Raw genomic sequence first — 23,929 nt, forward strand, 5'->3', positions numbered from 1 at the left:
AATTAAGCAGGACTAATTTAAAATACTGTACGCAAAACGAGCCTTAGAAGCAATTCTAAAGGCTCGTTTTTGTAATCTGACAGCAAAAAGAGCTCAGTCTCCTGAGCCCTTCAAATACATTTCTATCTTTTTATATCTGAAGAATTGTCCCAACCTTCAACGTTCTCGAGCCCCGGAATGCTGTCTTTATAGAAAACAGGATCCTTCCCTTCTCGTTTCTGCTTTTTATAATCCTTCAAGGCGGCAAAGGCCACTTTAGATAATAGCAGGATGGCAATCAAATTCACGATAACCATGAAGCCCATAAATAAGTCGGCCAAATCCCATACCAATTGAACCTTTGCTACGGAACCAAAAATAATCATCGCCAAAACACTGTATCTATAGAATAGTAATACCTTTTTGTTGGAATTCAAAAATTCTATATTGGTTTCACCGTAATAATAATTTCCAATTAACGTGCTGAAAGCAAACAAAAAAATCATAATCGCTAGTGATCCAGATGCCCACGAACCAATATGCTCACTTAATGCGGCTTGTGTCAGCTTGATTCCGTCCAGCCCTGGCTGCTTATAGGCATCAGACAACAAGATAATGAACGCCGTACTCGAACAAATAAGTAACGTATCTGTGAGTACGCCTAGCGCTTGCATTAGCCCTTGCTTCACCGGATGACTCGTGGTTGCCGTTGCCGCGGCATTAGGCGCACTACCCATACCCGCTTCGTTAGAGAACAGTCCACGCTTCACGCCCTGTAGAATTACTGCACCAAGAGAGCCACCAGCGACTTGTTCAAGTCCGAAGGCACTCTTCACTATGAGTGCGATAACTGCCGGGAGTTCTGTAATATTAATCAGCATAATAATAAGAGCAGCCCCAATGTAGATTCCTGCCATTACCACTACAATATATTCGGACATTCTTGCGATACGCTTAACACCGCCAAAGATAACCAGTGCAAAGGCAGCAGCCATTACAAGTCCAAGAATAGCCCGATTGGTGCCAAATGAATTCTCAAAGGCCACTGTGACCGTATTCGATTGGACCGCGTTAAATACAAGCCCGAAGGATAATGTAATCAGAACCGCGAATATCGCTCCCATCCAGCGCTTGTTCAGGCCTTTCTCCATATAATAGGCAGGCCCACCGCGAAATCCAGTCTTATCCTTCACTTTATATACCTGTGCCAAAGTGCTTTCTATAAAACCGGACGCTGATCCAATAATGGCAATCACCCACATCCAGAAGATAGCCCCTGGACCACCTATGGCAATAGCAATTGCGATTCCCGTTATGTTACCTGTCCCTACCCTCGCCGCCATACTAATGCAGAAGGCCTGGAAGGATGAAATACTATCTTTTGACCTTTCATTGGATCCTTTAAGAACCCGAAACATTTCTTTGAACATACCAAACTGTACAAATTTCGATCTTACGGTGAAATAAAGTCCACAAACAATAAGAAGGATCACCAATATTTTCGACCACAAAAAATCATTTGTTACGCTAATCATACTATCTAAAAATTGTTGCATGTAATTCCGCCTCTCCATTCTGTCGATACCAAGTTGCTAAGCTTATAACACATAGTATTTTCAAATATAACAGTCATTATTTCAAATGCCAATAAAAATTGTAACTTTCATAACATCTCTTGTCAGTGGGTTTCGCACACTTTTCAGAATTATGGTAGAAAATACTATTCATATCTGAAGAGAGGATCGAAACCCAGACAATTATTTTGCGAGGTCGAACAGGTCGCTTTCGGGACTGGAGTTCTAGTAGACGGTCTGGACTTCTCGGATGACAAGCTGCTACAAGGCCGGACGTTCTCCTATTCGGATACTCAGCGGCACCGGGTGGGCGCCAACTACATTCAATTACCGATCAATGCTCCAAAGACAAGGGTAGCGACGAATCAGCGGGATGGGCAAATGACTTTGGTCAAGCTGGTGATACCTTTCGCAAGTTCGAGGATTGGGAACGGGATGAATTGATTCATAACCTGGTCGATGCCCTAAAAATATGTGCGCCTGTGATTCAGAATAATATGATCGAGCACTTCACAAAGGCTGATCCAGACTATGGGCGTCGAGTGGCTGAAGGTCTTGCTCAAGCCAAAGCCGACCACAAGCATCTAGGTACTTCAGAGAATCGAGACGGCGCGGAAATTGCGGAGCAATCCGGTAAACAAACCGATGGCTATTAGAAGTTAAATGAAGGGTTAAGGGGCCTGTTATAAGGGTTCTTTAACCTTTTTTTGATTTTGAGAGCTTTCGCTTTGCCATATTCACGTAACATATGAACACTATGATTATTATGTAGCTAAGATCATAGGAGGAACAAACCGTGCAAAATACAACCATATTAATTACCGGTGGAACCGGATCTTGGGGACGACAACTCGTGAAACGGTTATTGGAAAGAGACCCAAAAGAAATCAGAATATTTTCCCGCAATGAGTCACTTCAAGTAGAACTACAACAGGAATATCATCATAATCCCAAACTAACGTTCATCATCGGTGATATACGTGATAAGCAAGAACTGATGCAAGCTTGCCATCAGATAGATTATATCTATCATTTAGCGGCCTTGAAGCATGTTCCGATCTGCGAACAACAACCAGACAGTGCGATGAAGACTAACGTACTCGGAACTCAGCATGTGATTCAAGCCGCTATTAAACACGGCGTAAAAAAAGTAGTCTATGTCTCAACCGATAAAGCAGCGCAACCATCGAGCACCTACGGAATGACAAAATCACTCGGTGAAAAGCTAATGGTCCATGCCAATCTCAGACAAACCAAAACTCAGTTTGTATGTGTGAGAAGTGGCAATGTACTTGGCTCAACGGGTAGCGTGGTGCCTATTTTCAAACAAAGTATTGTGGATGGAGTAGACATTTCCCTTACAGATGCTAGAATGACTCGTTTTTTCTTAACCATAGATGATGCAATTACCCTACTCCTTAAAGCAACAGAAGAAAGCAGAGGCGGAGAAGTCTTTGTGACCAAAATGCCTGCTTGCAGCATTAAGGATCTTGCCCAGGTCTTAATTGACGACTTATCAACTAGCACGATCCAAATCAAGGAAACGGGGATACGTCCCGGTGAAAGCTTAAGTGAGGCCCTAATTTCGGAATTCGAGAGTGCTTCTTCTATTCATCTGGATGATCACTATTATGTGATTCTCCCTCCTTTTCCTATAGAAGGTTTACAAGAAGCCTATGCCTCTTGCCCGCCTGTGGACTTCCAGAGCTATGATTCGAATCATGTGTTGATGAGCAAAGCTGCGATAAAAGAAATGTTACAACAAGGTGGGTTTCTAGCATGAGTACCTCAATCGTATTTACAGGTGGAGGCTCCGCTGGCCATGTATCCGGCAACCTCGTGTTGATCCCTAAGTGTCTAGCAGAGGATTGGGACGTCCATTATATAGGCTCCGAACAAGGGATTGAGCGCAAGCTTTTGTCTGACTACAAGGAGGAAGTGACCTACCATCCCATTTCCACAGGGAAATTGAGACGCTACTTCGATTGGAAGAATGTAACTGATGTATTCAAAATCATGAAGGGCATCTTTCAATCCTACCGACTCCTACGAACCATCAAACCTGGTGTGGTTTTTTCTAAAGGTGGATTTGTTTCTGTACCGGTCGTGATTGGAGCCAAACTCAACAAAGTGCCCATCATTATTTATGAACCAGACTTAAATCTTGGACTAGCTAATAAAATCTCACTTCCGTTTGCCACTCATCTGTGTACAAATTTTCTGGATACTGTAACCAAATCTGCTTCCCTCAAAGCCGTTCATGTCGGTCCGATCTTGAAGGAGCAATTCATATTCGCTGATAAACAACGCGGTTTTGCCTTTTGCGGATTTACCTCTGTTAAGCCTGTTCTTCTCATTATGGGAGGAAGCCAAGGGTCACACAGCATTAACCAAATGGTGAACAATGTACTCGCTGAGTTGATAGACAAATTTCAAGTGGTTCATATTTGCGGGGAGGGAAAGGTCGATTATCACCTCTCTATGTCAGGCTACAAATCGTATGAATTCATTACAAGCTGTGAGCTGCCGCATTTATTAGCTATGGCGGATGTTGTCGTATCCCGTGCAGGCTCAAATTCTATGATGGAGCTTCTTTCTATGCAAAAGCCAATGTTATTAATTCCTCACACGAATGGTGGCAGCCGCTCTGGTCAACTTGCCCAAGCGCAGTATTTTCAACAAATTGGACTCGCTGAAATATTACTTGAAGAAGAGATGACTAATCAAACCTTTGTTCATTCGATTATGACGCTATACGAGAACCGCTCTACTTACAAAGATAAGATGAAGCCTTATGAGAACGGCAGAGGAGCCTATAAGGTAATGAACTTAATCAAACAAGTAAGCGGCGAGGATTTAACAATGATCAAGGCAGGTACGGTTTAGATGGGAATGAAGCTAGCGAATTGGTTACTCCTCTGCTTTATCGCTGTCGTCTGTATTTTGGTTTATTTTGGACAAAGGATCCTATAATAAACATCTCTAAATTGTACCGAACGTTTTTGGAATGGGTATAATTAAAGCATCTATAATCTTAGGGGGAGAAACTCATGGAGAAACATCCGACGTTAGAAATGTATGACTACAATGTATGGGCTAATCTAACGATCATCCATCGCTTAATGGAATTGCCTAAGGACATATACCATAAGGATATTCAGAGCGGTTTTTCTTCGGTAGCGAAGGTTGTGACGCATATTTATGTCGTGGAGAACATTTGGTTTGACTTGATTGAAGGGCGAACTAGGAATGAAGCTAAAGCATCAGCTGCCCAATTAGAGCCCTTATTAGCTATAAAAGATATTGAAGAAATGGATGTCCTCTATCGTGAGCTAACCAGCAAAAATAAAATGGTGCTGGCTAGTCAAATAGATAAGGACCCCACCGTTGTGTTAGATCATCCAACTATGGGATCACTTGAGACATCCATTTCCGGGGCTATTTTCCACATCGTAAACCATGGCAGCTATCACCGTGGAAATATCGGGACTATGCTGCGACAAATGGACCACACCTCAGTGCTGCAGGATTATGTCGCCTATCTTTATAACGAGTCCAAATGATCATCGAACTATTATCTTTGAGGCATCAATTAGCTACTGATTTAAAATATTGGTAGACCTGATTTAGCTTTTTGTCATGTTTACCTTTTGGACTCTCCATATTCCCAAACTCGAAAAACTTCACTTTTTTCATACCGCAATATTGAAATAATGCTTTTCTCATCAGCACCTTATGGGAATTGTTTAACCAATATAAAGGATAAAGGGTTGGCCCCTTCATGCTGGAAATACAAACTACTGACTTCCCTTTCAGCAGCCCCTCCGGGATCAGGCCGCCCTTTTCTCTATAAGCAAAATTAGAGGCAAACATTTGATCAATATACCCGAGCAGCATGGCTGGAGGCCGCCCCCACCAGATTGGATACACAAACACAATTTTGTCGGCCTGACGAATCTGCTCACGATACTTCTCAAACTTGGGATCGATATGCATGTCTCTTCTACGTTTATTTTCGTTAAAGACCAGTACCGGATCAAATTGCTCCTCATATAGATCAAGCACCTCGATGTTCGTGATCTTTCGATTTTCATTACTTCCTTGAATGACCTTATTGAGAAAAGCATAACTTAAACTTTTATGATTCGGATGAGTATAGATGACTAAAACGTTCATTGCTCCACCTCTTTAATTATCATTTGATAACAAAATCGTATCACAACCTACATTTAGTTGTCAAATGATAATTGTATTATGATAATTATTTTGTTAAAGTTTACACTAAGAGGTGATCGTTATGGACAAAGAAGCGTTTTTTCATAAATTAGTAACCTTTACGACGGCAGTCCATGAAGTAACATTCGACATAACCAAAGATGTTAGACCGGAAGGTATTACGCCCGTTCAATATAGTATTCTGGAGTATATTGCGGTCAGCCAGCCTGTTACTCTCAGTCAAATTAGTGATTGTAAGAATATCTCTATGCCGAATACGAGCCGTGAGCTCAAGAAATTAACAGAGAAGAATCTTTGTGAAAAGCTGGATGTCGCAGAAGATCGGCGTAAGCAAATGATACGGTTATCTGACGCTGGACAAGCAATGATGAACAAAGCTTTTGAGCAGATCGGAGAACGTTTCTTGGAACGGATTAAGGATTCTTCTACTGATGAACTGGAAGAAATCAGCCGAGCGCTGGACGTACTTCATTCCAAGGTATTTAATAGCGGTCAATGAGTGGGTTAAAATGAAAACAGAGCAGCGGTTCTCCGTTCTTGGAGAATCGTTGCTCTGTTTTTTGGGTCGTTCATTGGCTGATTGTTGACAGATTATCGGCTAGCTAAAGCCTAAGCAGCTTCCTGACATATACGTTCTTTTCATCCGATACCGCTTCTACGTGCGGTAAGCGTTTTTTGATTTTATAGCTCCACGCACCTAATCAATTGCAAAATGATGATTCACATTTACGATAAAATCGTAATTTCTTTATGCTTGTATGAGCAAGCACGCGAAAAGACTATGCGCTCTGGCTTGGTTTCTTGCGGATGCTCGTAAGTTCAAAAGCCTCTTTAGGAATACCCAGTTCTTGAGCCTTCTTCTTTTTAATCACCATAGCTTGTTGTAAGCTAGTGGCTTGAAATTCAATTGTGGTGCCAAGCGGATCTTCAAATGCATAGTAATTTTTTTTATTGGACATTAACTTAGCGCCTCCTCATCTTATTCTCGAATGATTATGCCTGGCCATATTATCTAAAAAAACTCCTTTGAGAAGAGGTAGAAAACCGCAAAGGCCACATGTATATTATCTCGGTGTTTACCCAATTCTCGGGCCGCTGGAGCAGCATCCTTTTGCAATGACGGATGCCGCATGTAACTGGCATCGGGACTGTGAAGAGGTCACCGGCGAGCGTTAAGTAGTCAAGACCAGAGATACCGCCGGAAATGCTGGAGCCAAGTCGCCTCTTTTGCCTGATCGATGGTGTTAGAGTAGGCGAAAGTTGTCTTTCTGACGATTAAAGCTCCTTTCAAAATAAATTCGGCAGATATGACAAATCCCCCTAATAGTGTGCGTCTCATCCTAGAAAACTATACGCGAAGGCCGACCTCATAAATAAACACCGAACTCCAGTCACATTCTGCCAGTTGCAGAGAGAAACATGAATCAGAACTTTACAACAAGTCAAATAAGCCCCCTCTAACCCTAATAGAAAGGCACTCCTGTTAAGGAATGCCTCGGTAATCATATTTCTAATCCAGTTAAATCCACTATTTCACAAGTCCGCCGATAAAGGACTCAAAATTGTCAGCTAAGCGTGTGATCTTGTATCTGTTATCTCGATCTACATGGATAACCTCGGGTTCGCCATCATTTCCAAACTCGCGGTAATCGAGCATGATTACTTCATTCTCAGAAGGACAATCACAAATCACCACGCCAACCTCAGGATAACGTCCATTTTCAATCACAGTCCGGCTGCCTGAAGCTCCACACAGCGACTTATTCTTATCTCGTCCAATTCCAAGGATCCCTGAAATCGTAATAAATTCTTCTGTTCCCGGAATTGGGTACCGATTGTTATGAGGGATTCCCCCATTATGTAGCTTCATCATTTCAACGTAGTATTTTGGCAGCTTAAAAACCAGCTCTTCTTCCACTGAAGCAATCAATGCATCTGTAGGCGATTCAGAGATATATTCTGAGAACGCATACTCGCTGTCATCCCAAAAGTTGGTAGTGTCGATCGCTACTACAGGCTTCTTTGCAGGTTTGCTCACAGGCTTCTTCGCAGCTTTCTTAGCCAATTTGCGTTTGATCCATCCCAAAAACTCCAAGGTGTCCTCATCATCAGGCTCTAACTCGTCTGCAATTGTAAATGCTTTTAAAGCTTCGTCGTACCGCTTCAGATAATAATAGGAAACTCCGATACGGTAATGCCAAAGCGGGTCCCCTTCACCCTCTTCTTCAATGCTCAAATACTGCTCTAAAGCTTCTTCATATTGCCCGAGATTATTAAGCGCTCTGCCCAAATGACTAGTTAGAACATAATCTCTTTCCTCTTCAGGAATTTCCGTTATTGCATCCACGATTTCTTGAAATTCATCCTCTTCATGCCAAGTATCCAATTTTGCCAATAGTTCATCACTCATCATTAATACCTCCTAGTAACGATCGCTCAAAATACCTATTAGAAATTATACCATTTATAGCCTATGCCCAGCCAATCACGCAAGTCCTCCTGCATATCCATATCCTTGAGGCGGTTATACCTAGGAATAGTAGGTCGTAAGAGGATTACAATCACCACAAAAAAAAAGCGCTGTGTCAGCCACAGTCGCTCTTTGATTAGGTTTATAGTACGAAGGCATAATTTATTTATAAACATCTTTTAGAGGGAACAAAGATAACTTACCATCCTCCATCCGGTATACTTTATCACAATATTCAAGCATACGCTCATCGTGAGTAACCATAATCGCTGCTTTCTGGCGTGACTTCACCTCTTGCGCGATTAGACTAACTACTTCATGGGCCCGTTTAGTATCCAAACTTGCTGTAGGCTCGTCCGCTAAGATGACATTAGGGTTATTTATTAAAGCCCGAGCGATGGCTGTCCGTTGCTTCTCCCCACCTGATAACTCTTCTGGAAGACTTGTTAGCTTCGCGCCGAGACCCAGCTCCTCGAGCAGCTTAGTGGCCAATTGCTTATCCTCTCTAGTTACTGTACTCGACATTCTTTTTACTATTAGCAATTGATCCAAAACATTTAAATAAGGAACCAAATTTGAAGATTGCATAATAAATCCGATTTCTTGTAGTCTTATATTCGACAGTTCTTTGGCAGTAAGCGTAGAAATAGTATGCCCATTCAGCTTAACTTCCCCTTCTGAGGCTTCAAGCATCGCTCCAGCAATAGACAAGAACGTACTTTTACCTGAACCCGACGGTCCAACTACAGCCACGAACTCACCCGGCGCGACCGATAGGGTTACATGATCAAGTGCGGCGATACGATTACTTCCTTCAGCATAGTATTTTGTGACATCATTCATTTGTAATCCCTTAGTCATTATTCAACCCTCCCCAATGCCTGTAGCGGATCAATCTTTGTAATCTTTCGAACGGATACCATCGAACTTAACACAGCGATGATTAGTAAGATTAAAGAATAAGTTACGACAAGATTGGTTTCCAGCTTGAAAGGCATACCCTTCGGCATAATGGCGGCTGTTCCATATGTCAGTAAGATTCCAATTACAATACTAGTCAAAGAAATTATAAATACTTGCGATACAATGGCTTTTCCAAGGAATTTGTTACTAGCACCTATAGCTTTCATAATGCCAAACTGATTGGTCTTCTGCATCGTAATTACATAGAAGAACACTCCAAGCACGAATGCTGAGATCGCCAGCAAAAATGCTAGCATCATTAAAATCGTACCATTCTCTTCCTTGTAACCTGGCATCCCTTGAACAGCTCCTGCGCGGGTAACCGTATCCGTACCTGACAAATTGCTATTCATTACTTCTGGATCAATATCCTTGCCTTGGAGCATAATTGCATTAACCGGACCTGGAACTCCTTTATCTGAACCCGGAGCAGCAAAACTAATCTTCCGCCACTCCTCCATCGGAGTAAATACGGAAGCAACGTGGTTATAGGTCTGATCCTTCACAAACCCGATAATCTTCAATGATTCCGTTGTACCGTCTAACTGAAAAGTATCACCGAGGCTATAGCCCTCATCCTTCATGGTCGAGTTCACAAGTACACCAGTAGAATTCTCAGAAGTTAAGCTCTTCCCTTCCACGATAGCCGGCTCCAAGAAACTTCCTGGATTAATTCCTATAATCGCGATGTCTACCTTATCCTCATTCTTAGTACCTTGCCCTTTCAGCGCTGTTGCCATTGTACTTCCCATCGGTGCTGCAGCCCTAACATTTGGCAATAGCTCCAATTCAGCCAATAACTGCTCAGACAGAAGGGACTTGCTCATCGAAGACTGCGACCCTTCTTCAAAAACTACATAATCAGCCTTCATAGTCTTGAATGTGGATGCAGCTAGTGTAGATAATCCAGTACCTAAACCTGATAAAATGAATACCAACCAAGCAATTAATACAAAAATAATGGTAATCATTGAAAACTTCATTTTACTATGCATCAATTCCTTCATAGCTAAGAACATTATCTTTTTCAGCTCCCTTTATATTAATTGACACATGTGTCAAATTAATAACACCGACACGTTTGTCTCGTTTATTAAACAATATAAATGACACATGTGTCAAATTTTATTCAAAATTAGATCAGCTCTTTGCGCCCCCAATCCACATTTGAAATAACACCTTACCCCAATCAGGTGTTGGGATATTTAGCATGTTAGGTGTATTAATTAGGTTAAAAAAAACACCAATAAGTACAGGAAGTGGGATATCCTGCCGTAGGCTCTTTTCCTGCTGTGCGCGTGCGAATAAACCAGATAACTGAATTTTAAGAGTCTTATGTGCTTCTTCAATAAATTCAAGGTCCCTCGCCGCTGCAGCAGAATTGGCTGTGTTTATTTTGCTGGCATCTCCCAGGAGCTGATGAAGCGAAGATTCTTCAACATAAATGAGAAGTAACTGCTCGAGAGCGTCCATGGGATTTGCCTCGTTAATTGTTAATGCCTTATCTAATACCGCTGCGATTACGCGCTTCATACAAGCGGCAACGATCTCTTCTTTATTAGCATAATATTGATAAATGGTACTTCGGGCGCCGGACAGATGCTGCGAGAGCAGCTTGAGATGAAAGCCATCGTAGCCATGATCCAATACTAATTTTTTTGTCATATCAAGCAGCTCGGCTTCAGTAAAAGATTGTTTTCTACCCATGATTCATCCCCTCTTCATTATTATCAGTTTAGCACACGCAAAAAGTAATGCGTAGGTCATAATAAATAGACAGACTGTCCATAAGCAGTACTCTCACCTGCGGACAGTCCTTTCAAAAATACTTCGATATTCTATTTAACGATATGTTTTGCCCTCACGACTACATCCCGTCTTCAATCCTCTTCATAAACTCTTCAACGGCGCTATAGCCAAGCTGCTTCAGATACCAGTTGTTAGCAGCAGCTTCGATTAGTCCAGCTACGTCACGGCCGGGCTGAAGCTGGATTTCAATATGTGGAATTTGGACACCGAGATAATCTGTGAACTTCGGCTCCAGTTCGAGCTCATTATTCAAGGAATTCTCTCGCCAAGGAGACAACTCGATGTCGAGTACAATTCGCGTCTCATCCTGAAAAGCTCTACGCCCATACTGGCGTACAACATTGATCAGACCAATACTGCGCAGCGCTAGGAATTCGCGGGTCGTCTCATTATGTGTTCCGAGAAGCGTCGCTGGTCCCAGCTTCTTCAGAACCACGATGTCATCTGCCACAAACCGATGACCTCTTCTAATAAGCGTATGTGCGGTTTCGCTTTTTCCGATCCCTGACTTGCCCCTGAGTAGGACACCTATACCAGACACGTTTACACATACCCCATGAATTGAAAGCTCTGGCGCTAGCGCCTTCACTAGATAGGTGTCAATCTTTGCGATGATCTCTGTCGTCGTCTCCTGCGTCCGAAGCAACGGGATGCCCTCTTCTTCGCAGAATAGAGTTAAATAAGGAATCTCCTGCTGACCTGTCGTCACAATAAAGCATGGCGGATGATACTTGACGATATTACCAATATGTAACTTGCGTTCTTCAACGCTCAGCGTTAATAGATAATTGATTTCCTTACAGCCCAATACTTGTACCCGCTTCGTTGGGAAAAAATCAAAGTAACCCACGAACTCCAGACCAGGTCTATGTGCTTTTGACCGAGTGATTTCGCGATCCATGCAGCTAGCACCTGCCAGCACTTCCAGCTTAAACGTCTCCGTAAGGCTTTGAACAGTAGTCGATTTCAATGTTATTCCCTCCTGTGGCTGCGTATCTTGAATACGCAATACGGTTAACGGGATATATTCAACGACAAATGGGATGATTCCTGCAACAACGCTACTGTAGGCTTGCAATGTCATCGTATTGAATACAATTGTTTCTATGGACCGTCACACTGCTCCATACTTTGTATGACTTTTTTGACAAAAAGCCATACTAATTCTCACAGACTATGACTATCCCGAAGGAGAATACTCATGAGAGAACAACAATGGCTAATTCCAGCAACCGAGGGATTGGCTTTCAAGTTGGACAAGGGGCAGATCGTCCGGGTAACCGATGTAGAAGGAGAACAGGTAGCAGATTTCGCTGCTTATAACGCCGTTCGCCCTAATGAACGGATTGACCCCGGTGTAACGATAGATGCTCTAGGTAAGATGAATGTGCTCCCGGGCGACATCCTCTATTCCAACCAATACAGACCGCTGCTTACGATTATTAAGGATACTGTGGGCCGTCATGACTTCATTAACTCTGCATGCCGTCCCGAGATGTATGAGGTGCTATATAATAAAAAGGATCACGCCAGCTGCTACAATAACCTGAATGAAGCGCTGGCGGAGTTTGGCCTTCCCTCTCCCGATCAGCATTATACATTTAATCTTTTTATGAATACTGTCATTGACCCTTCTGGAAAAGTCAGCGTGGACCGGCCGCTTTCTAAAGCCGGGGATTATATTGAGCTGCGGGCTGAGACGGATCTGATCATTGCTATATCAGCTTGTCCCTGCTCCGAAAGTGTCTGCAATGGGTACAAGTGCACACCGATTGCCGTAGATATTTTTTAGAGTATGTCGCAAAGAGAATAGCGCCCACCAGGCTCGTCTTCTAACTGGCTCACTTCTTGAATAGAATGACTTGTACAAATTAACATCTCATTCAAGGAGCGATGACCATGAATAGCTTTATTACCTATATAGTACTCGGCATTTCGTTATCTGCACCGATTGGTCCCATCAATGCAGCCCAACTCGACCGGGGAGCGCGGATGGGATTTTTCCAATCCTGGATGATCGGACTGGGGGCTATGTGTGCGGATTTAGTGTATATGCTACTCATTTACTTTGGACTAGCCCACTTTCTGAATACCCCGTTTATGAAAACCTTCCTGTGGACATTCGGCAGCTTCGTTCTCCTTTATACCGGAATTGACACCTTAAAAAATATCAATGCTATGCCTGGATCCGCCTCACGAGGTGCACAGACCGGCACTAGCGCCTTCCGTTCAGGCTTTTTGATGGCACTAATGAACCCACTCAGCATTCTGTTCTGGTTAGGTATCTACGGCTCCATTCTGGCCAAAAGCATAGAAAATCAACATTTCGATCAGGTGCTGTGGAACAGCATTGGTATTTTTGTCGGCATCCTACTCTGGGATGTAGTGATGGCGATGCTGTCTAGCTTCCTTCATCGGTTCACCGGCCCTTCTATGCTCCGGTTCATTTCCCTTGCCGCGGGAATCTTCCTTCTTGGTTTTGGTATCTACTTCGGTTTTCAGGCTTTTATACAGTTGTTTGGCTAATACGTTTAACAGGTAAGAGCTTTCCTAGGCTTTCACCCATCTCCCTCCCTTCGCATAGGATGTTTTGAACTTAACGAGGAGGGTGTTTTTGGATGGCCCATTTGAACACAAAGGTCTGGCTGGATGAACATCTGGCTGAGTTGCCGTACTGGCAGCAGGATGCTTTTCGTCAATTTACATCTATGATTGCAGATCCCGAAGGCAAATATCCCTGTATTCCGGGACGTCAAGGGTTTCTGTCTAATCATTTGCGTTTTGGCTTCGTAGCTGATCCACGAAGTGAAGGGTCTGCAATAGAGGTCGCTCAATTACTTCGTCAATATGGGGAATGCTCGCGGGATACCGGCAAATATGCTTCCCTTGTTCTATTTTTTGAAACTGCGGAAGATTTGGCGGAAGGTTTCTCCATTGAGGAATATGAGAATTTGTTCTGGTCCATTCTGGGCCGCGTCAGCGCGGTAGACACGGCGCCTTGGCCGAATGAAATTTCTACAGACCCCTCCCATCCTTCGTGGGAGTTCTGTTTTGATGGGCACCCGTATTTCGCGTTCTGCGCAACCCCGGCACATGAGCTGCGGAGAAGCCGCCATACCCCTTACTTTCTCATTGCCTTTCAGCCGCGTTGGGTATTTGAGAATATTAACGATTCTACCGCATTTGGCCGCAATATGAAGAGGCAGATCCGTAAGAAGCTTGCTGACTACGACAGTGTTCCCGCACATCCTTCCCTTCAATGGTATGGGCAGGAGAGCAATTTAGAATGGAAGCAATATTTTCTACGAGATGACGAAAGTGCGCCGTCTAAATGTCCCTATACTTATATGAAGAACAAATTCAAAGCAATAGGAACCAAATTCCACTCTTAAGCGCTTATGAGGTTTGTCCGCGTTTTTTCAAAAGGTGCTCCCTAAACCAGGTAATCAACGCAATGACACAGATCAGAAGGCTGGACCTGAAGCCGAGACGGCCGCTGTGGTGATATGCTCAAAAATTTGCTTTGGCAGAAACAAGCTCAGTGCAATTGTCACGCACAGGCCCAGCATAGTCGAGACCGCATACAATGAAGCCACTAAAATAGAGAACCCGGCCACCATTACCCCGTTCAGTACATATACAAGAATAGGTGTCCTATCGACAGTACTTACAGCAGGGTCACGCCCAGCCGCATAAACCTGCCTGCATTCAGAGCTTCTTTGGAGTCCCGGAGGTCCGACGCCATAAAGCCCATGACCTCAATACACCCAAAAGCATAGAACGCATAAAGTAACCCTTTCCAAGCACCCTCCATCCTTTATTCAACCATGCTGCCGAACTGTGAACCGTATCCCAATTCCCTCTATGCAGGATCCTCAAAAAGGTTCTTTTCGTAGTTATGCCAAGGAGGCTTTTGGCCGCTGGGCCGGCTTTGGCATGGGTTGGATCTATTGGTGCTCAGATACACCAATAATCCGCTTTTACGGATAGCGATGCTGGAGCCAAGGAAGAATCCCGTGCCAATCGTGCAGCCTACACCAAATAGAGTAAGCTGCCACCAGGGCAGCTTGCCAGTTGGAGTACCCATATGTATATCCCCTCCGTCTGGTGTTACTATGCGTTATCGGGTGTTATTTTATTCTGTTATAGGCTTAGGCAAGCAAAAGAAGACCCGACTTCCTGTTTCAACAACAAACAAGTCGGGTCTTCTAAAGTTAGAAATGGTCAGCGTCCTAGTTATTTACGGGCATCTCAGGAGATCCGGCAGCCGGAACATAGGCATCCAGCATCTGCTGTATTACTGAACCCTGAAGCTGCGGAACCTGATAATAGGCATGTTTGTTCTGATAAAGGAACAACTCATATCCCATTTCAATAAAATGCTGCACCTGTGAAGCCAGCACCCGACGCAGCGCTGGGTTTGTCACTTCGGGTGAAGACATGGCCAGCAGTGAGGCATGGGATTTGATTAGACCCAGCATATACCCGCTGACGCCCGCATCTTTCACATCCGCCAGTGACGAGTTAGGCTTCTTGGGCGGGGCCGGCTGGAGGCCGTAAACCGGCTGTGTCATATTCGGGATAAGATAGGTAGCCGTTTCCTGGTCTGGCTTTTGCCCTGTCTTAAAGCATTGGCAGGTCAAGTTGTACTGATCCAGCATGAAATTGTACTGCCGATCCAAGATAGACAAAAGCTCTTGATCCTGTACAAAGGTTCTGAACATCATGAACTGGTCCAGTAAATTGATCTGGCAGGACATTACCTCGTGCACATCGAACATTTCGTGGGCGCCGTGGCCTAGCTGCTGTCCGCCCATCTTCATGCTTCCTGACTGTAATTGCTGCTGCAAAGTATATTCTCCTTTGTTCTTAGATGAGTACCCTCTATAATATGAAGGACAAGGTAGCCAATTATGCATGAACCTTCTTATTATCAATCAGAAGCTTCCTTCTATGTGTCGTGAATAATCCGAAGTAACCTATCGTTACGAGGATACAGATTATAACATCAACAACAATCAAGTTCTGATAATCCCCAAAATAATCAAAGGATAGGCCTCCAATTAATGCACCTACTATACCGCCGCCCTGATGCATGAGAAGTAGAACACCGGTTTGTTTTCCTTTACCCTTTGCAAGCTCATTAATAACTAGCATTCCACCTGGTAATGCGCTTAAGTAGGTAATTCCGAACGCTATAGCAAAAAGAATTGGTGAACTTCCTAAGTGCATAAAGAGGAAAGCAAAACCTACAATACGTATGCCATACAATAGAGACATCATCATTAATTTATTGTATCGGTCCAGAAAATAGCCGCAAATGAGCGCCCCCGTGATTTCCATAATTCCAAGTATGCTCATAGATAGGGCGATCATGCTTGGTGATACATCTGCCAACTGATGTATGGCTACCAAATTCATCTCGACGGATCCCATATTGATACCGCAGGTGAACAGCGCAATGGCGACCACGACAAAAATAGGAAGATGGATAAATTTCTTGGGCGATGGAGTTATTCTAGTTAATATGCCTTGCCCTTCGACCTCTATTGAATGATTCGATTCATCTTTGTCCTTATTCTTCTGTTGTGGAGCCTTAATTCCTAGCCAAATTACGGGAAGTGACACACAAACACCTAGGATAAAAGAAGCCATAAAGGCGTTCTTCCACGTCAGCCAGTCCACGGATACGAAAATGGGCGTAATAATCGCTAATCCTACAGAAGAGGCACTCGCCAGCAAAGCCATTGCTTTAGCCCGATGATGCCTAAACCATTCAAACATCAATATATAATTCGTCGTCGCCCCAATACCTGCCAAACCAGAGATAACACCGTATCCAATAAAAAAGACAATAGGATGGTGGCCTAACACGACAATACCAGTACCCAAAGTACTCAAAATTGCACTTAACATTAGTATCCTCTTTGTACCATAACGATCGACGAGCCAGCCCCCCAAAGGTGCACATACAGCTACGATGAATAAATTGGTGGACCATGCCATTGAGATAAATCCCCTGCTAATCTGTAAATCCGTCGATATTTGCACCTGAAAAAAAGACAAGCTAAAGCGGGTCAATGCACCAATAAATCCAATAATCCAGAGAGATCCTAATCCAATCCATGAATACCTGGATTCCTTAAACCATGTCGTTTCCATTATGGTTTCCACCCTTGTCTAATATAAAAGATACCGATCGGTATCTTTTATATTAGCATAAATGCTTTTTTTTGCAACAGAATAATTTCATTTGTTATACTACGTGTACATATACAATTAAGGACGGAGGATGATAATGGAAAAGGGGGAGAAGACTCGCAATTACATCATAGCTAAAGCCGCTGAACTGTTTAACCAGAAAGGATATTCGGGCTCATCCTTATCTGATATAACTGAATTGACAGGCATTAAGAAAGGTGGCATTTATCGTCATTTTTCCAGTAAGGATGAGATTGCATATGAAGCCTTTAGCTATGCGGGTAGTATTGTGGGGGCCCAACTAGCTCATGCCATTAGTCAGCAAGAAACGGCCTCTGGAAAGCTGTTAGCATATTTACATGTGTACGAGAAAGTAGTTGAAGCACCACCTTTCATTGGGGGTTGTCCGCTCCTCAACACGGCTATTGAAAGCGACGACAGTCATCCAGGCTTACGTGAAAGAGCCCAGCAAGCCCTAATAGGCACACTAGAATCCAAAAAGAAAATCATATCCGAAGGTGTTCAAAGCGGTGAATTCAAAGCAGACCTTGATATTGAGGCATTAGCTACCTTCTCCCTTTCCATCATGGAGGGCGGTATCATGATGAGCAAGCTCGAAGGCAATAATCGGCACATACGGATGAATATCAAGAGCTTTGCTGCTTATTTAAAAAATGAGTGCCTGCGCGAGCCCAGTTAGTTCCTTCAAAACTTTGTTAACATACAAAGATTTTAAAATAAAAAGGAGCTTCGTCATTACTCACGAGGCTCCTTTGGCTTAATCTTAGTTCCTTAACTTTATTTATGCTCTAACCACTGACAATCTGTGATTTCTAATTCTGTGAATGTTGCTTTAAATGACGAATCTTCTGGGCTACAAGCATATAAACCAAAATTGATATGCTCGCTCCCTTCAAACAAATGAAAAATACGCATCTGTTTAAATGTAATCCCATCAAGAGAATTTTCAACACAGAAGTCACTCTCACGCCGACTTAATCTGTAATACATTGTTTTTATTGTTGCATCGATATCTGTTGTAGCCCAATCCGAATATCCGTGATTCGTAACCACACTACCCAATCTTTGATATTCTTCATTCTCATATTCGATTGATGCCTTGAACCAATTGTCACTGTCCTGATAGACAATTACTCCACACTGGTCAAATCTATGAGCGCTATCAAAATCAGTCTTCACTATAAAAGAAAAATATTTCTCATCAGTCTTCATCAGTAGTGCAGGTGCATTATCATTTCTAAACCCATAATAGGTGCGTTGCCAAAAATCAGTATTAGGCTTAGTTACAATTTCAATCTTGTTATCTGTAATAGAAGAAGTGCCTGTTGGATGTTGCCAAAAGAGATTTTCTTTTATAAAGCTCATTTCACTGCTCCTTATCTTGGTCCCTCTTTACCCTTGAATGTCCCTCCTGGCATCTTGCTCGGCGAGAATCTCTTTGTCCTCCGCGTTATCTCTCGTCACTTTCTGAACGCCAACGGCGCTATATGAAATCAACAGAATAACAGCTATATAATACCCCTTTACATTCAATTGAAATGGAGCATTGTACAGACCAATAAAGAACATTACATACCCAATAACCAAGCCTGCAAAAGCCATAATTGTGAAAGCCCCTGTATTTCTCATCCTGTGTTTCGGATTTTCCAGCTTAATTTCCTTATCCTCTGAATTGTCTCTAACGACCTTTTGCACAACGATACAACTAATCGTAATTAACACCATACAAAGCAAATAATACCCTTTCACGTTCAATTCCCAGTCGTCGTTGTACACCCCCAAACAGAATAGAAAAAGACCTGCAGCCAATGCAAAATACGATACCCCTGTGAAAGCAGCTGTGTTGCGTTTACGATACCTCTGATTCATCTGACGTTCCTCTCCCAATACAGAATTGAATGGTGTTATAACCTTCTTCACTATACCGTGGAACATCGGTAAAATTCTACCATTAATTAGGTTGTTTTGGGAAAACGCAAAGAAAACGGTCTCAGTCCCAGGAAATACAGGACTAAAGCCGCCTCTTACATTTTCTGCAACCTTATAATTTAGAAAAAATGCTATTCCCTCTCCTGATCCACCAATTGCTGCTGTGCGAGCCGAATCATCTCACGGACCATCGATCCACCAATTTTTCCGCCAATCTGACCCACTGATTCTGTACTCAAATGTCCATTCTCACCGTGTTCCAATGGGATTCCAAGTTCTTTTGCGACTTCATATTTCACATCATCAGGCCGCTCCGGATCTACATCATAACCCTCGCGCCGCATCACCTCGGCTTTAAACGTTTGCATTCCGCGATTAACTCCCGGCACTGCATATTTCCTGTTTCTTCTTGACATCCCTTATCCCCTCCTAACATGTTTTAAGTAACATGCCCGGAAATCGGAACCTCCACCCCTGATGAGTTGCTCCGATTATTTCCAAGAAGGGCGAAGGGCCAACTGCGGTCAGGGTACCGATGAAATGGTACAGGTTGTGCAAGAGAATGATGCACTCTTGATTTAAGTCAATGCCCGCCATACAACTCCTAATTACAATGAAAATAAAAGGTCCTTTAGGAGGGTATCTTATGGCTATCTCAGAAAAAGTCCTATCGAGTCAGCGAAAATCGGCTTTAACTGCTGGAATCTCACTTATTATCATGACCCTTGCCTCATTTTTTTCGTATGGGTTTGTCCATGGGAATCTTGTTGTTGAGGGCGATGCCAGCGTCACATTCAATAACATTGTGTCATCCACTAACCTTTTCAAAGGCGAAATTTTGGGTTGGATCATCATTATGATTACTGACATCCTGGTTGCCTGGGCGTTTTATGTGTTTCTAGAACCTATTAATCAAAAGCTTTCATTACTCGGCGCATGGCTTCGTCTAACCTATTCCGCTTTATTGGGAATAGCTATACTAAACTTGATAGTTGTGCTACTGCTCACGGGAAATACGATAGACTTTTCCTCATTAAAAATCGAACAGAATCAAGCATTTGTAATGTTATTTCTGGATGCATTTCAATGGATTTGGTCTATGGGGTTGGTCGTTTTTGGCGGGCATCTGTTAATTGTGGGCTATGTAGCTTTAAAATCTGACATCATCCCTAAAGTAATCGGCATCTTATTGCTGCTTGCTTCAATAGGTTATATGATCATTCATCTAAGCAAAATATTTCTTCCACAATACGAAGGGGTCATTACAACATTAAATTACGTTTTCATTATTCCTATGGTTGTAGGAGAACTAGGCTTTGGGATATGGCTGCTGCTTAGAGGAGGAAAACTCCACAAAAGTATATGACTTTCTTTTTAGTTATCACTGGAATGAACCCGCTTCTTAATCCTGCTTAATGACTCTGGTGTCATCCCCAGATAGCTGGCCAATTGATGCTGAGGTACGCGAGTGAGTAAGTGAGGTCTTTTTCGCAACAAGGCTTTGTAACGTTCTTCAGGATTGGAAGCGATAAATGAAGTTAATTCGTCCTGTACCTCACCTAAGTTTTCCTCTACCATTTTGCGGATCATCGTTTCCAATTGCGAGTGTTTGTGAAGCATGTCTTGTTCCGCATTAAGTTCACCAACCACCAATGTGCTATCTTCCAGACAGGTTAAGGTGTACGCAGAGGGCTTACTTTCTTGATGCCGATTAAAAATCGAAGCCGCTTGCTCTTCCGTGTAGAAATTAGATGTGACTTCTTTTCCCGATTCATCTATCGAGTACTGCCTAACACAACCCTTTAGCACGAAAAAACATTTTGTGGGAACATCTCCTTGTCTAAGAAGCACTGTCCCCTTTTTAAATTCCTCTATAAGGATACCTTCAACAATATCCTGCTGTTCTTCTTCGTTAAGAGATGTAAATTTACTCATATACTTATACAATATGTTTTTCATATCTCTCTCCAATCTCCGAAGCTAATGGCCCGCTTATGATGCGCTTGAAGCTATTTAGGCTCCCGAGAGGGAGCTTCTTTCCTTATTATACTAGCTCATACAAAGACAAATCCAACCTTTCAACTCTTCATACGCCGCACAGCAGTGTCCACTAGTAAGCCTTATATTCGGACGATCCCCAAAACAGGGAGGCCCAACAGCCATTTTATGACTGTTGGGCCTCCACTATCCTGTGTCTTATTTGTTCGCTAAGAAAGCATCGATTTGTGCTTGCAGCTCAGCTTGGATTTTATCAATGCCAGCTGATTTCAGCTGTTTGTTCAAATCTGCAAGGCCTTTATCGATATCTTTAATTACGCCATACTCGAGCGGAATGGCATAGCGGAGCATTACATTACCCACATTAGCAATTTCCGTCTTCACTTTGCTATTGTCGAATACAAAGGTTTCAAGGGCATAGTGGTAGACGTTAGCTTCCCAGCCCTTCGCCAGATCGTTAGCTTCTTGCGGGAATGCTTCATTGTCAAGGTTGAGTGGCGAGTTGAAGTTCCAATTAGAGAAGCCGGTAAAGTTCGGATTTTTGTCGAGTGCTTTATATTTGGTGTCGCCAACCGGTTCATAGTGCACGCCACTAATTCCGTACATCATCAGGTCGTGCAGTTCTTTATCATTCTGCATCAGATCGATCAGCATCAAGGAACGTTCTACATTTTTGGAAGTCGCATGAATCGACGTACCGTTTTGTGTAGAAATCGCCACTGATTTTTTCTTCCCTTGGTTGATGTCGGCTAGTGCCACTTCATAAGGAGAATTTTCTTGGCGCATCAAGGCCATAAGTGCTCCAAGTGTTCCGTTATTATGCGTAATCGAGGCCGTTTTGCCTGCTTTAAAATCCGCCTGATGATCATTTTTGCTATTCAGAACGTTTTTCGACCAGGCATTATTATCAGCGAGATCTTTGTAATACACGAGTAGATCCTTGAACTCTTGCGTTTCATAGACGTTAAAGACTTTGCCTGTTTCATCGGTCAATTTGAAGGCAAACGGAAGATCCAGGTCAAACATATTCCATTCGTTTTGCTGCTTCAGTAATACACGGTCCAAGTTATGATACTTCCAGTCTCCCGTTTCCGGAGTGAAAGGTGTAATTCCTTTTTCCTTCTCAGCTATCGTCTTCAAATAGGTAGCATATGCTTCCGGGCTGTTGATTTCAGGAAGATTATATTTCTTACGCAAATCTTCACGATATAGAATCAGCTTTTCAACAGACTCTCCTCTGTTTTGCGGAACCATATACAGCTTACCGTTTACTTTTGCCTGATCCCAGCTCACATCTGACATAGCTTCCTTAGTTTGCGGCATATATTTGGTAAGCAGCTCGTCGGTCAATTCTAGAAATCCGCCTTTCAGCGCCTGATCATTATAACCAGCCCAGTTTGCCGAATAGATGAGATCAAAATCTTCATTTGCCGCCAGCTTCAGTGGATATTTTTGAGCCCAGTCAGACCAGTCCAAGAACTCGCCCTCAAGGGTCGCATTAATTTTTTCTTTCAGTTTCTTGTTAATTTCAGCAAAAACACTATCATAGTCTATCGGTTTAGGCCCAACGAAGATCATTTTCAACTTTACTTCTTTAGAGGTGTCTATGGTATCTGAAGTTTCGGCTGCATTCGTTGCACTCGCTGTTTCTGTGGGCTCACTTGTTACCTCAGCGGCATTATTGGTAGCCTTAGCGGGTGTATTGGCATTGTTGTTGCCACCACCACATGCGCTCAAAATCATTACGAAGGTTAAAACGAGTGCGAGCATAATGAATCTATTTTTTCTCAGCATTTCAAGCCTTCCCCCTTGTATTAATTATATTGATAAACCGGATTTCCCCGGGCTCATCCTTTCACCGCGCCAATCGTCAAGCCTTGAACGAAATATCTCTGAACGAATGGATAAGCGAGCAGAATCGGACCTGTAGCTACAACCGTCATTGCCATCTTCAAGCTCTCGCTTGGGATCGATGTGGTTACGACTGCTCCTGCACCCATCATGGCTTTTCGCATGCCATCCATATTGCCAAGCATTTTGTACAAATAATATTGAAGCGGCATCAGCTTCTCATCGGAAATAAATAGAAGGGCATTGTACCAGTCGTTCCAATAGGCAAGAGCCAGAAACAAACCAATAGTCGCTAGCGCCGGCTTAGAGAGAGGCAAGATTAGACGAGCGTAGATCTTAAAATCGCCTGCACCGTCTATTTTAGCCGATTCTACGATTGCTTCCGGAATGCTGCCCATAAACGACTTCATAACAATGATGTAGAAGACATTGAGCATCATCGGAATTACTAAAGCCAGCAATGTATCTTTGATATGGAGGTAATTGACCATAAGCAGATACCAAGGAACCAGACCCCCGTTAAATAAAGTTGTAAAGAAAAAGAAGAACGAAAATTTATTACGCCATTTAAAATCTTTTCTGGATAGCGCATAAGCCGTCATCGAAGTCAGAAACAAACCAAACAGTGTGCCTATTATAGTAACGCCTATGGTCACCATATAGGCTTGAATCATCTGGTCGGGATACTTAAACAAAATGCTGTAGGCTTCTGTTGAGAAGGCCGTAGGTATAAATTGATAGCCATCTGTTAATATTTTTGACTCTTCCGTCAGCGATGAAGATACGACAAGTATAAACGGGAATATACATAAAATTGCGAGAACGATTAGGGATACATAACCAATACCCGAGAATATTTTACGATCGAGCTGCTTCATATCGTTACCTCCATTATGAA

The 23,929-nt window shown here is 42.9% G+C and carries 26 protein-coding genes and 3 pseudogenes; 10 read left to right on the plus strand and 19 right to left on the minus strand.

The genetic code is table 11. The annotated features are described in order from the left end of the window. Positions 1-122 precede the first annotated feature (122 nt). Positions 123-1,535 (minus strand): alanine/glycine:cation symporter family protein, encoded by a 1,413-nt coding sequence (locus ACWNM1_RS01500; protein WP_449599308.1) that lies wholly within the window; start codon positions 1,533-1,535, stop codon positions 123-125. Positions 1,536-1,719: 184 nt separating this feature from the next. On the opposite strand from ACWNM1_RS01500, the pseudogene ACWNM1_RS01505 reads away from it, so the two are divergent. From ACWNM1_RS01505 to ACWNM1_RS01520, 4 genes and pseudogenes are all read left to right on the plus strand, one after another. Continuing rightward, a pseudogene (locus tag ACWNM1_RS01505) lies at positions 1,720-2,209 on the plus strand (catalase); the annotation flags it as partial. A gap of 140 nt (positions 2,210-2,349) precedes the next feature. Further along, on the plus strand, positions 2,350-3,336 hold the full coding sequence (locus ACWNM1_RS01510) for an SDR family NAD(P)-dependent oxidoreductase (RefSeq protein ID WP_449599310.1): 987 nt from the start codon (positions 2,350-2,352) through the stop codon (positions 3,334-3,336). Further along, positions 3,333-4,439, plus strand: coding sequence for an undecaprenyldiphospho-muramoylpentapeptide beta-N-acetylglucosaminyltransferase (locus tag ACWNM1_RS01515; RefSeq protein ID WP_449599311.1), 1,107 nt, complete (start codon positions 3,333-3,335; stop codon positions 4,437-4,439). Before ACWNM1_RS01510 ends, ACWNM1_RS01515 begins: the two co-directional genes overlap by 4 nt. A 164-nt stretch (positions 4,440-4,603) precedes the next feature. Then, on the plus strand, positions 4,604-5,116 hold the full coding sequence (locus tag ACWNM1_RS01520) for a DinB family protein (protein ID WP_449599312.1): 513 nt from the start codon (positions 4,604-4,606) through the stop codon (positions 5,114-5,116). Between the two features lie 25 nt (positions 5,117-5,141). On the opposite strand, the gene ACWNM1_RS01525 is transcribed toward ACWNM1_RS01520, so the two are convergent. Further along, positions 5,142-5,729 (minus strand): NAD(P)H-dependent oxidoreductase, encoded by a 588-nt coding sequence (locus ACWNM1_RS01525; protein WP_149645498.1) that lies wholly within the window; start codon positions 5,727-5,729, stop codon positions 5,142-5,144. A 121-nt stretch (positions 5,730-5,850) separates the two neighbouring features. Here ACWNM1_RS01525 and ACWNM1_RS01530 point away from each other — a divergent pair, with 121 nt between their 5' ends. After that, positions 5,851-6,288, plus strand: coding sequence for a MarR family winged helix-turn-helix transcriptional regulator (locus ACWNM1_RS01530; protein WP_449599314.1), 438 nt, complete (start codon positions 5,851-5,853; stop codon positions 6,286-6,288). 280 nt (positions 6,289-6,568) lie between these two features. On the opposite strand, the gene ACWNM1_RS01535 is transcribed toward ACWNM1_RS01530, so the two are convergent. From ACWNM1_RS01535 to hprK, 6 genes are all read right to left on the minus strand, one after another. Continuing rightward, a complete protein-coding gene (locus ACWNM1_RS01535; RefSeq protein ID WP_449599315.1) occupies positions 6,569-6,748 on the minus strand; it encodes a hypothetical protein in 180 nt (59 codons plus the stop codon). 569 nt (positions 6,749-7,317) lie between these two features. Then, on the minus strand, positions 7,318-8,199 hold the full coding sequence (locus tag ACWNM1_RS01540) for an SMI1/KNR4 family protein (protein WP_449599412.1): 882 nt from the start codon (positions 8,197-8,199) through the stop codon (positions 7,318-7,320). A 222-nt stretch (positions 8,200-8,421) separates the two neighbouring features. Further along, positions 8,422-9,120 (minus strand): ABC transporter ATP-binding protein, encoded by a 699-nt coding sequence (locus tag ACWNM1_RS01545; RefSeq protein ID WP_449599317.1) that lies wholly within the window; start codon positions 9,118-9,120, stop codon positions 8,422-8,424. Then, complete coding sequence (locus tag ACWNM1_RS01550) at positions 9,120-10,241, minus strand: ABC transporter permease (protein WP_449599318.1); 1,122 nt, start codon at positions 10,239-10,241, stop codon at positions 9,120-9,122. Before ACWNM1_RS01550 ends, ACWNM1_RS01545 begins: the two co-directional genes overlap by 1 nt. Positions 10,242-10,362: 121 nt before the next feature. After that, the gene (locus ACWNM1_RS01555) at positions 10,363-10,929 is read right to left on the minus strand and encodes a TetR/AcrR family transcriptional regulator (protein WP_449599319.1); all 567 of its coding nucleotides are present in this window, start codon (positions 10,927-10,929) and stop codon (positions 10,363-10,365) included. 160 nt (positions 10,930-11,089) lie between these two features. After that, the gene (hprK, locus tag ACWNM1_RS01560; RefSeq protein ID WP_449599320.1) at positions 11,090-12,001 is read right to left on the minus strand and encodes an HPr(Ser) kinase/phosphatase; all 912 of its coding nucleotides are present in this window, start codon (positions 11,999-12,001) and stop codon (positions 11,090-11,092) included. A 231-nt stretch (positions 12,002-12,232) separates the two neighbouring features. On the opposite strand from hprK, the gene ACWNM1_RS01565 reads away from it, so the two are divergent. The 3 genes from ACWNM1_RS01565 (at position 12,233) to ACWNM1_RS01575 (ending at position 14,423) form a co-directional block, all read left to right on the plus strand. Further along, on the plus strand, positions 12,233-12,823 hold the full coding sequence (locus tag ACWNM1_RS01565; protein WP_449599322.1) for a DUF1989 domain-containing protein: 591 nt from the start codon (positions 12,233-12,235) through the stop codon (positions 12,821-12,823). Between the two features lie 107 nt (positions 12,824-12,930). Continuing rightward, entirely contained in the window at positions 12,931-13,557 is a 627-nt protein-coding gene (locus tag ACWNM1_RS01570; RefSeq protein ID WP_449599323.1) for a LysE family transporter, read from the plus strand. 92 nt (positions 13,558-13,649) lie between these two features. Further along, on the plus strand, positions 13,650-14,423 hold the full coding sequence (locus ACWNM1_RS01575) for a YqcI/YcgG family protein (protein WP_449599325.1): 774 nt from the start codon (positions 13,650-13,652) through the stop codon (positions 14,421-14,423). Between the two features lie 275 nt (positions 14,424-14,698). Here the strand turns inward: ACWNM1_RS01575 and ACWNM1_RS01580 are convergent, their stop codons facing one another. The 4 genes and pseudogenes from ACWNM1_RS01580 to ACWNM1_RS01595 form a co-directional block, all read right to left on the minus strand. Further along, complete coding sequence (locus ACWNM1_RS01580; RefSeq protein ID WP_449599326.1) at positions 14,699-14,845, minus strand: hypothetical protein; 147 nt, start codon at positions 14,843-14,845, stop codon at positions 14,699-14,701. 141 nt (positions 14,846-14,986) lie between these two features. Further along, a pseudogene (locus ACWNM1_RS01585) lies at positions 14,987-15,118 on the minus strand (hypothetical protein); the annotation flags it as partial. 145 nt (positions 15,119-15,263) lie between these two features. Beyond that, positions 15,264-15,854 (minus strand): spore coat protein, encoded by a 591-nt coding sequence (locus tag ACWNM1_RS01590; RefSeq protein ID WP_449599414.1) that lies wholly within the window; start codon positions 15,852-15,854, stop codon positions 15,264-15,266. An 88-nt stretch (positions 15,855-15,942) separates the two neighbouring features. Beyond that, entirely contained in the window at positions 15,943-17,193 is a 1,251-nt protein-coding gene (locus ACWNM1_RS01595) for an MFS transporter (RefSeq protein ID WP_449599327.1), read from the minus strand. Between the two features lie 136 nt (positions 17,194-17,329). Between ACWNM1_RS01595 and ACWNM1_RS01600 the strand changes: the two genes are divergently transcribed. Further along, complete coding sequence (locus ACWNM1_RS01600; RefSeq protein WP_449599328.1) at positions 17,330-17,932, plus strand: TetR/AcrR family transcriptional regulator; 603 nt, start codon at positions 17,330-17,332, stop codon at positions 17,930-17,932. Between the two features lie 98 nt (positions 17,933-18,030). Here ACWNM1_RS01600 and ACWNM1_RS01605 read toward each other — a convergent pair whose 3' ends face one another. The 4 genes and pseudogenes from ACWNM1_RS01605 to ACWNM1_RS01620 form a co-directional block, all read right to left on the minus strand. After that, entirely contained in the window at positions 18,031-18,618 is a 588-nt protein-coding gene (locus ACWNM1_RS01605) for a DUF1349 domain-containing protein (RefSeq protein WP_449599330.1), read from the minus strand. Between the two features lie 27 nt (positions 18,619-18,645). After that, positions 18,646-18,882 carry a YiaA/YiaB family inner membrane protein gene (locus tag ACWNM1_RS01610; protein ID WP_306035596.1) on the minus strand — a complete coding sequence of 79 codons (237 nt, stop codon included), beginning with the start codon at positions 18,880-18,882 and terminating at the stop codon, positions 18,646-18,648. A gap of 57 nt (positions 18,883-18,939) precedes the next feature. After that, positions 18,940-19,188 (minus strand): annotated as a pseudogene (locus tag ACWNM1_RS01615) (YiaA/YiaB family inner membrane protein); the annotation flags it as partial. Between the two features lie 125 nt (positions 19,189-19,313). After that, positions 19,314-19,598 carry an alpha/beta-type small acid-soluble spore protein gene (locus ACWNM1_RS01620; protein ID WP_076285007.1) on the minus strand — a complete coding sequence of 95 codons (285 nt, stop codon included), beginning with the start codon at positions 19,596-19,598 and terminating at the stop codon, positions 19,314-19,316. A 230-nt stretch (positions 19,599-19,828) separates the two neighbouring features. On the opposite strand from ACWNM1_RS01620, the gene ACWNM1_RS01625 reads away from it, so the two are divergent. Beyond that, on the plus strand, positions 19,829-20,548 hold the full coding sequence (locus ACWNM1_RS01625) for a DUF4386 domain-containing protein (protein WP_449599331.1): 720 nt from the start codon (positions 19,829-19,831) through the stop codon (positions 20,546-20,548). A gap of 8 nt (positions 20,549-20,556) precedes the next feature. Here the strand turns inward: ACWNM1_RS01625 and ACWNM1_RS01630 are convergent, their stop codons facing one another. The 3 genes from ACWNM1_RS01630 to ACWNM1_RS01640 form a co-directional block, all read right to left on the minus strand. After that, the gene (locus tag ACWNM1_RS01630; RefSeq protein WP_449599333.1) at positions 20,557-21,141 is read right to left on the minus strand and encodes a Crp/Fnr family transcriptional regulator; all 585 of its coding nucleotides are present in this window, start codon (positions 21,139-21,141) and stop codon (positions 20,557-20,559) included. Positions 21,142-21,378: 237 nt separating this feature from the next. Continuing rightward, the gene (locus ACWNM1_RS01635; protein ID WP_076285012.1) at positions 21,379-22,974 is read right to left on the minus strand and encodes an ABC transporter substrate-binding protein; all 1,596 of its coding nucleotides are present in this window, start codon (positions 22,972-22,974) and stop codon (positions 21,379-21,381) included. A gap of 53 nt (positions 22,975-23,027) precedes the next feature. After that, a complete protein-coding gene (locus tag ACWNM1_RS01640; protein ID WP_449599335.1) occupies positions 23,028-23,909 on the minus strand; it encodes a carbohydrate ABC transporter permease in 882 nt (293 codons plus the stop codon). Between the last annotated feature and the right edge of the window lie 20 nt (positions 23,910-23,929).

It is taken from the genome of Paenibacillus sp. Marseille-Q9583, assembly GCF_976954365.1.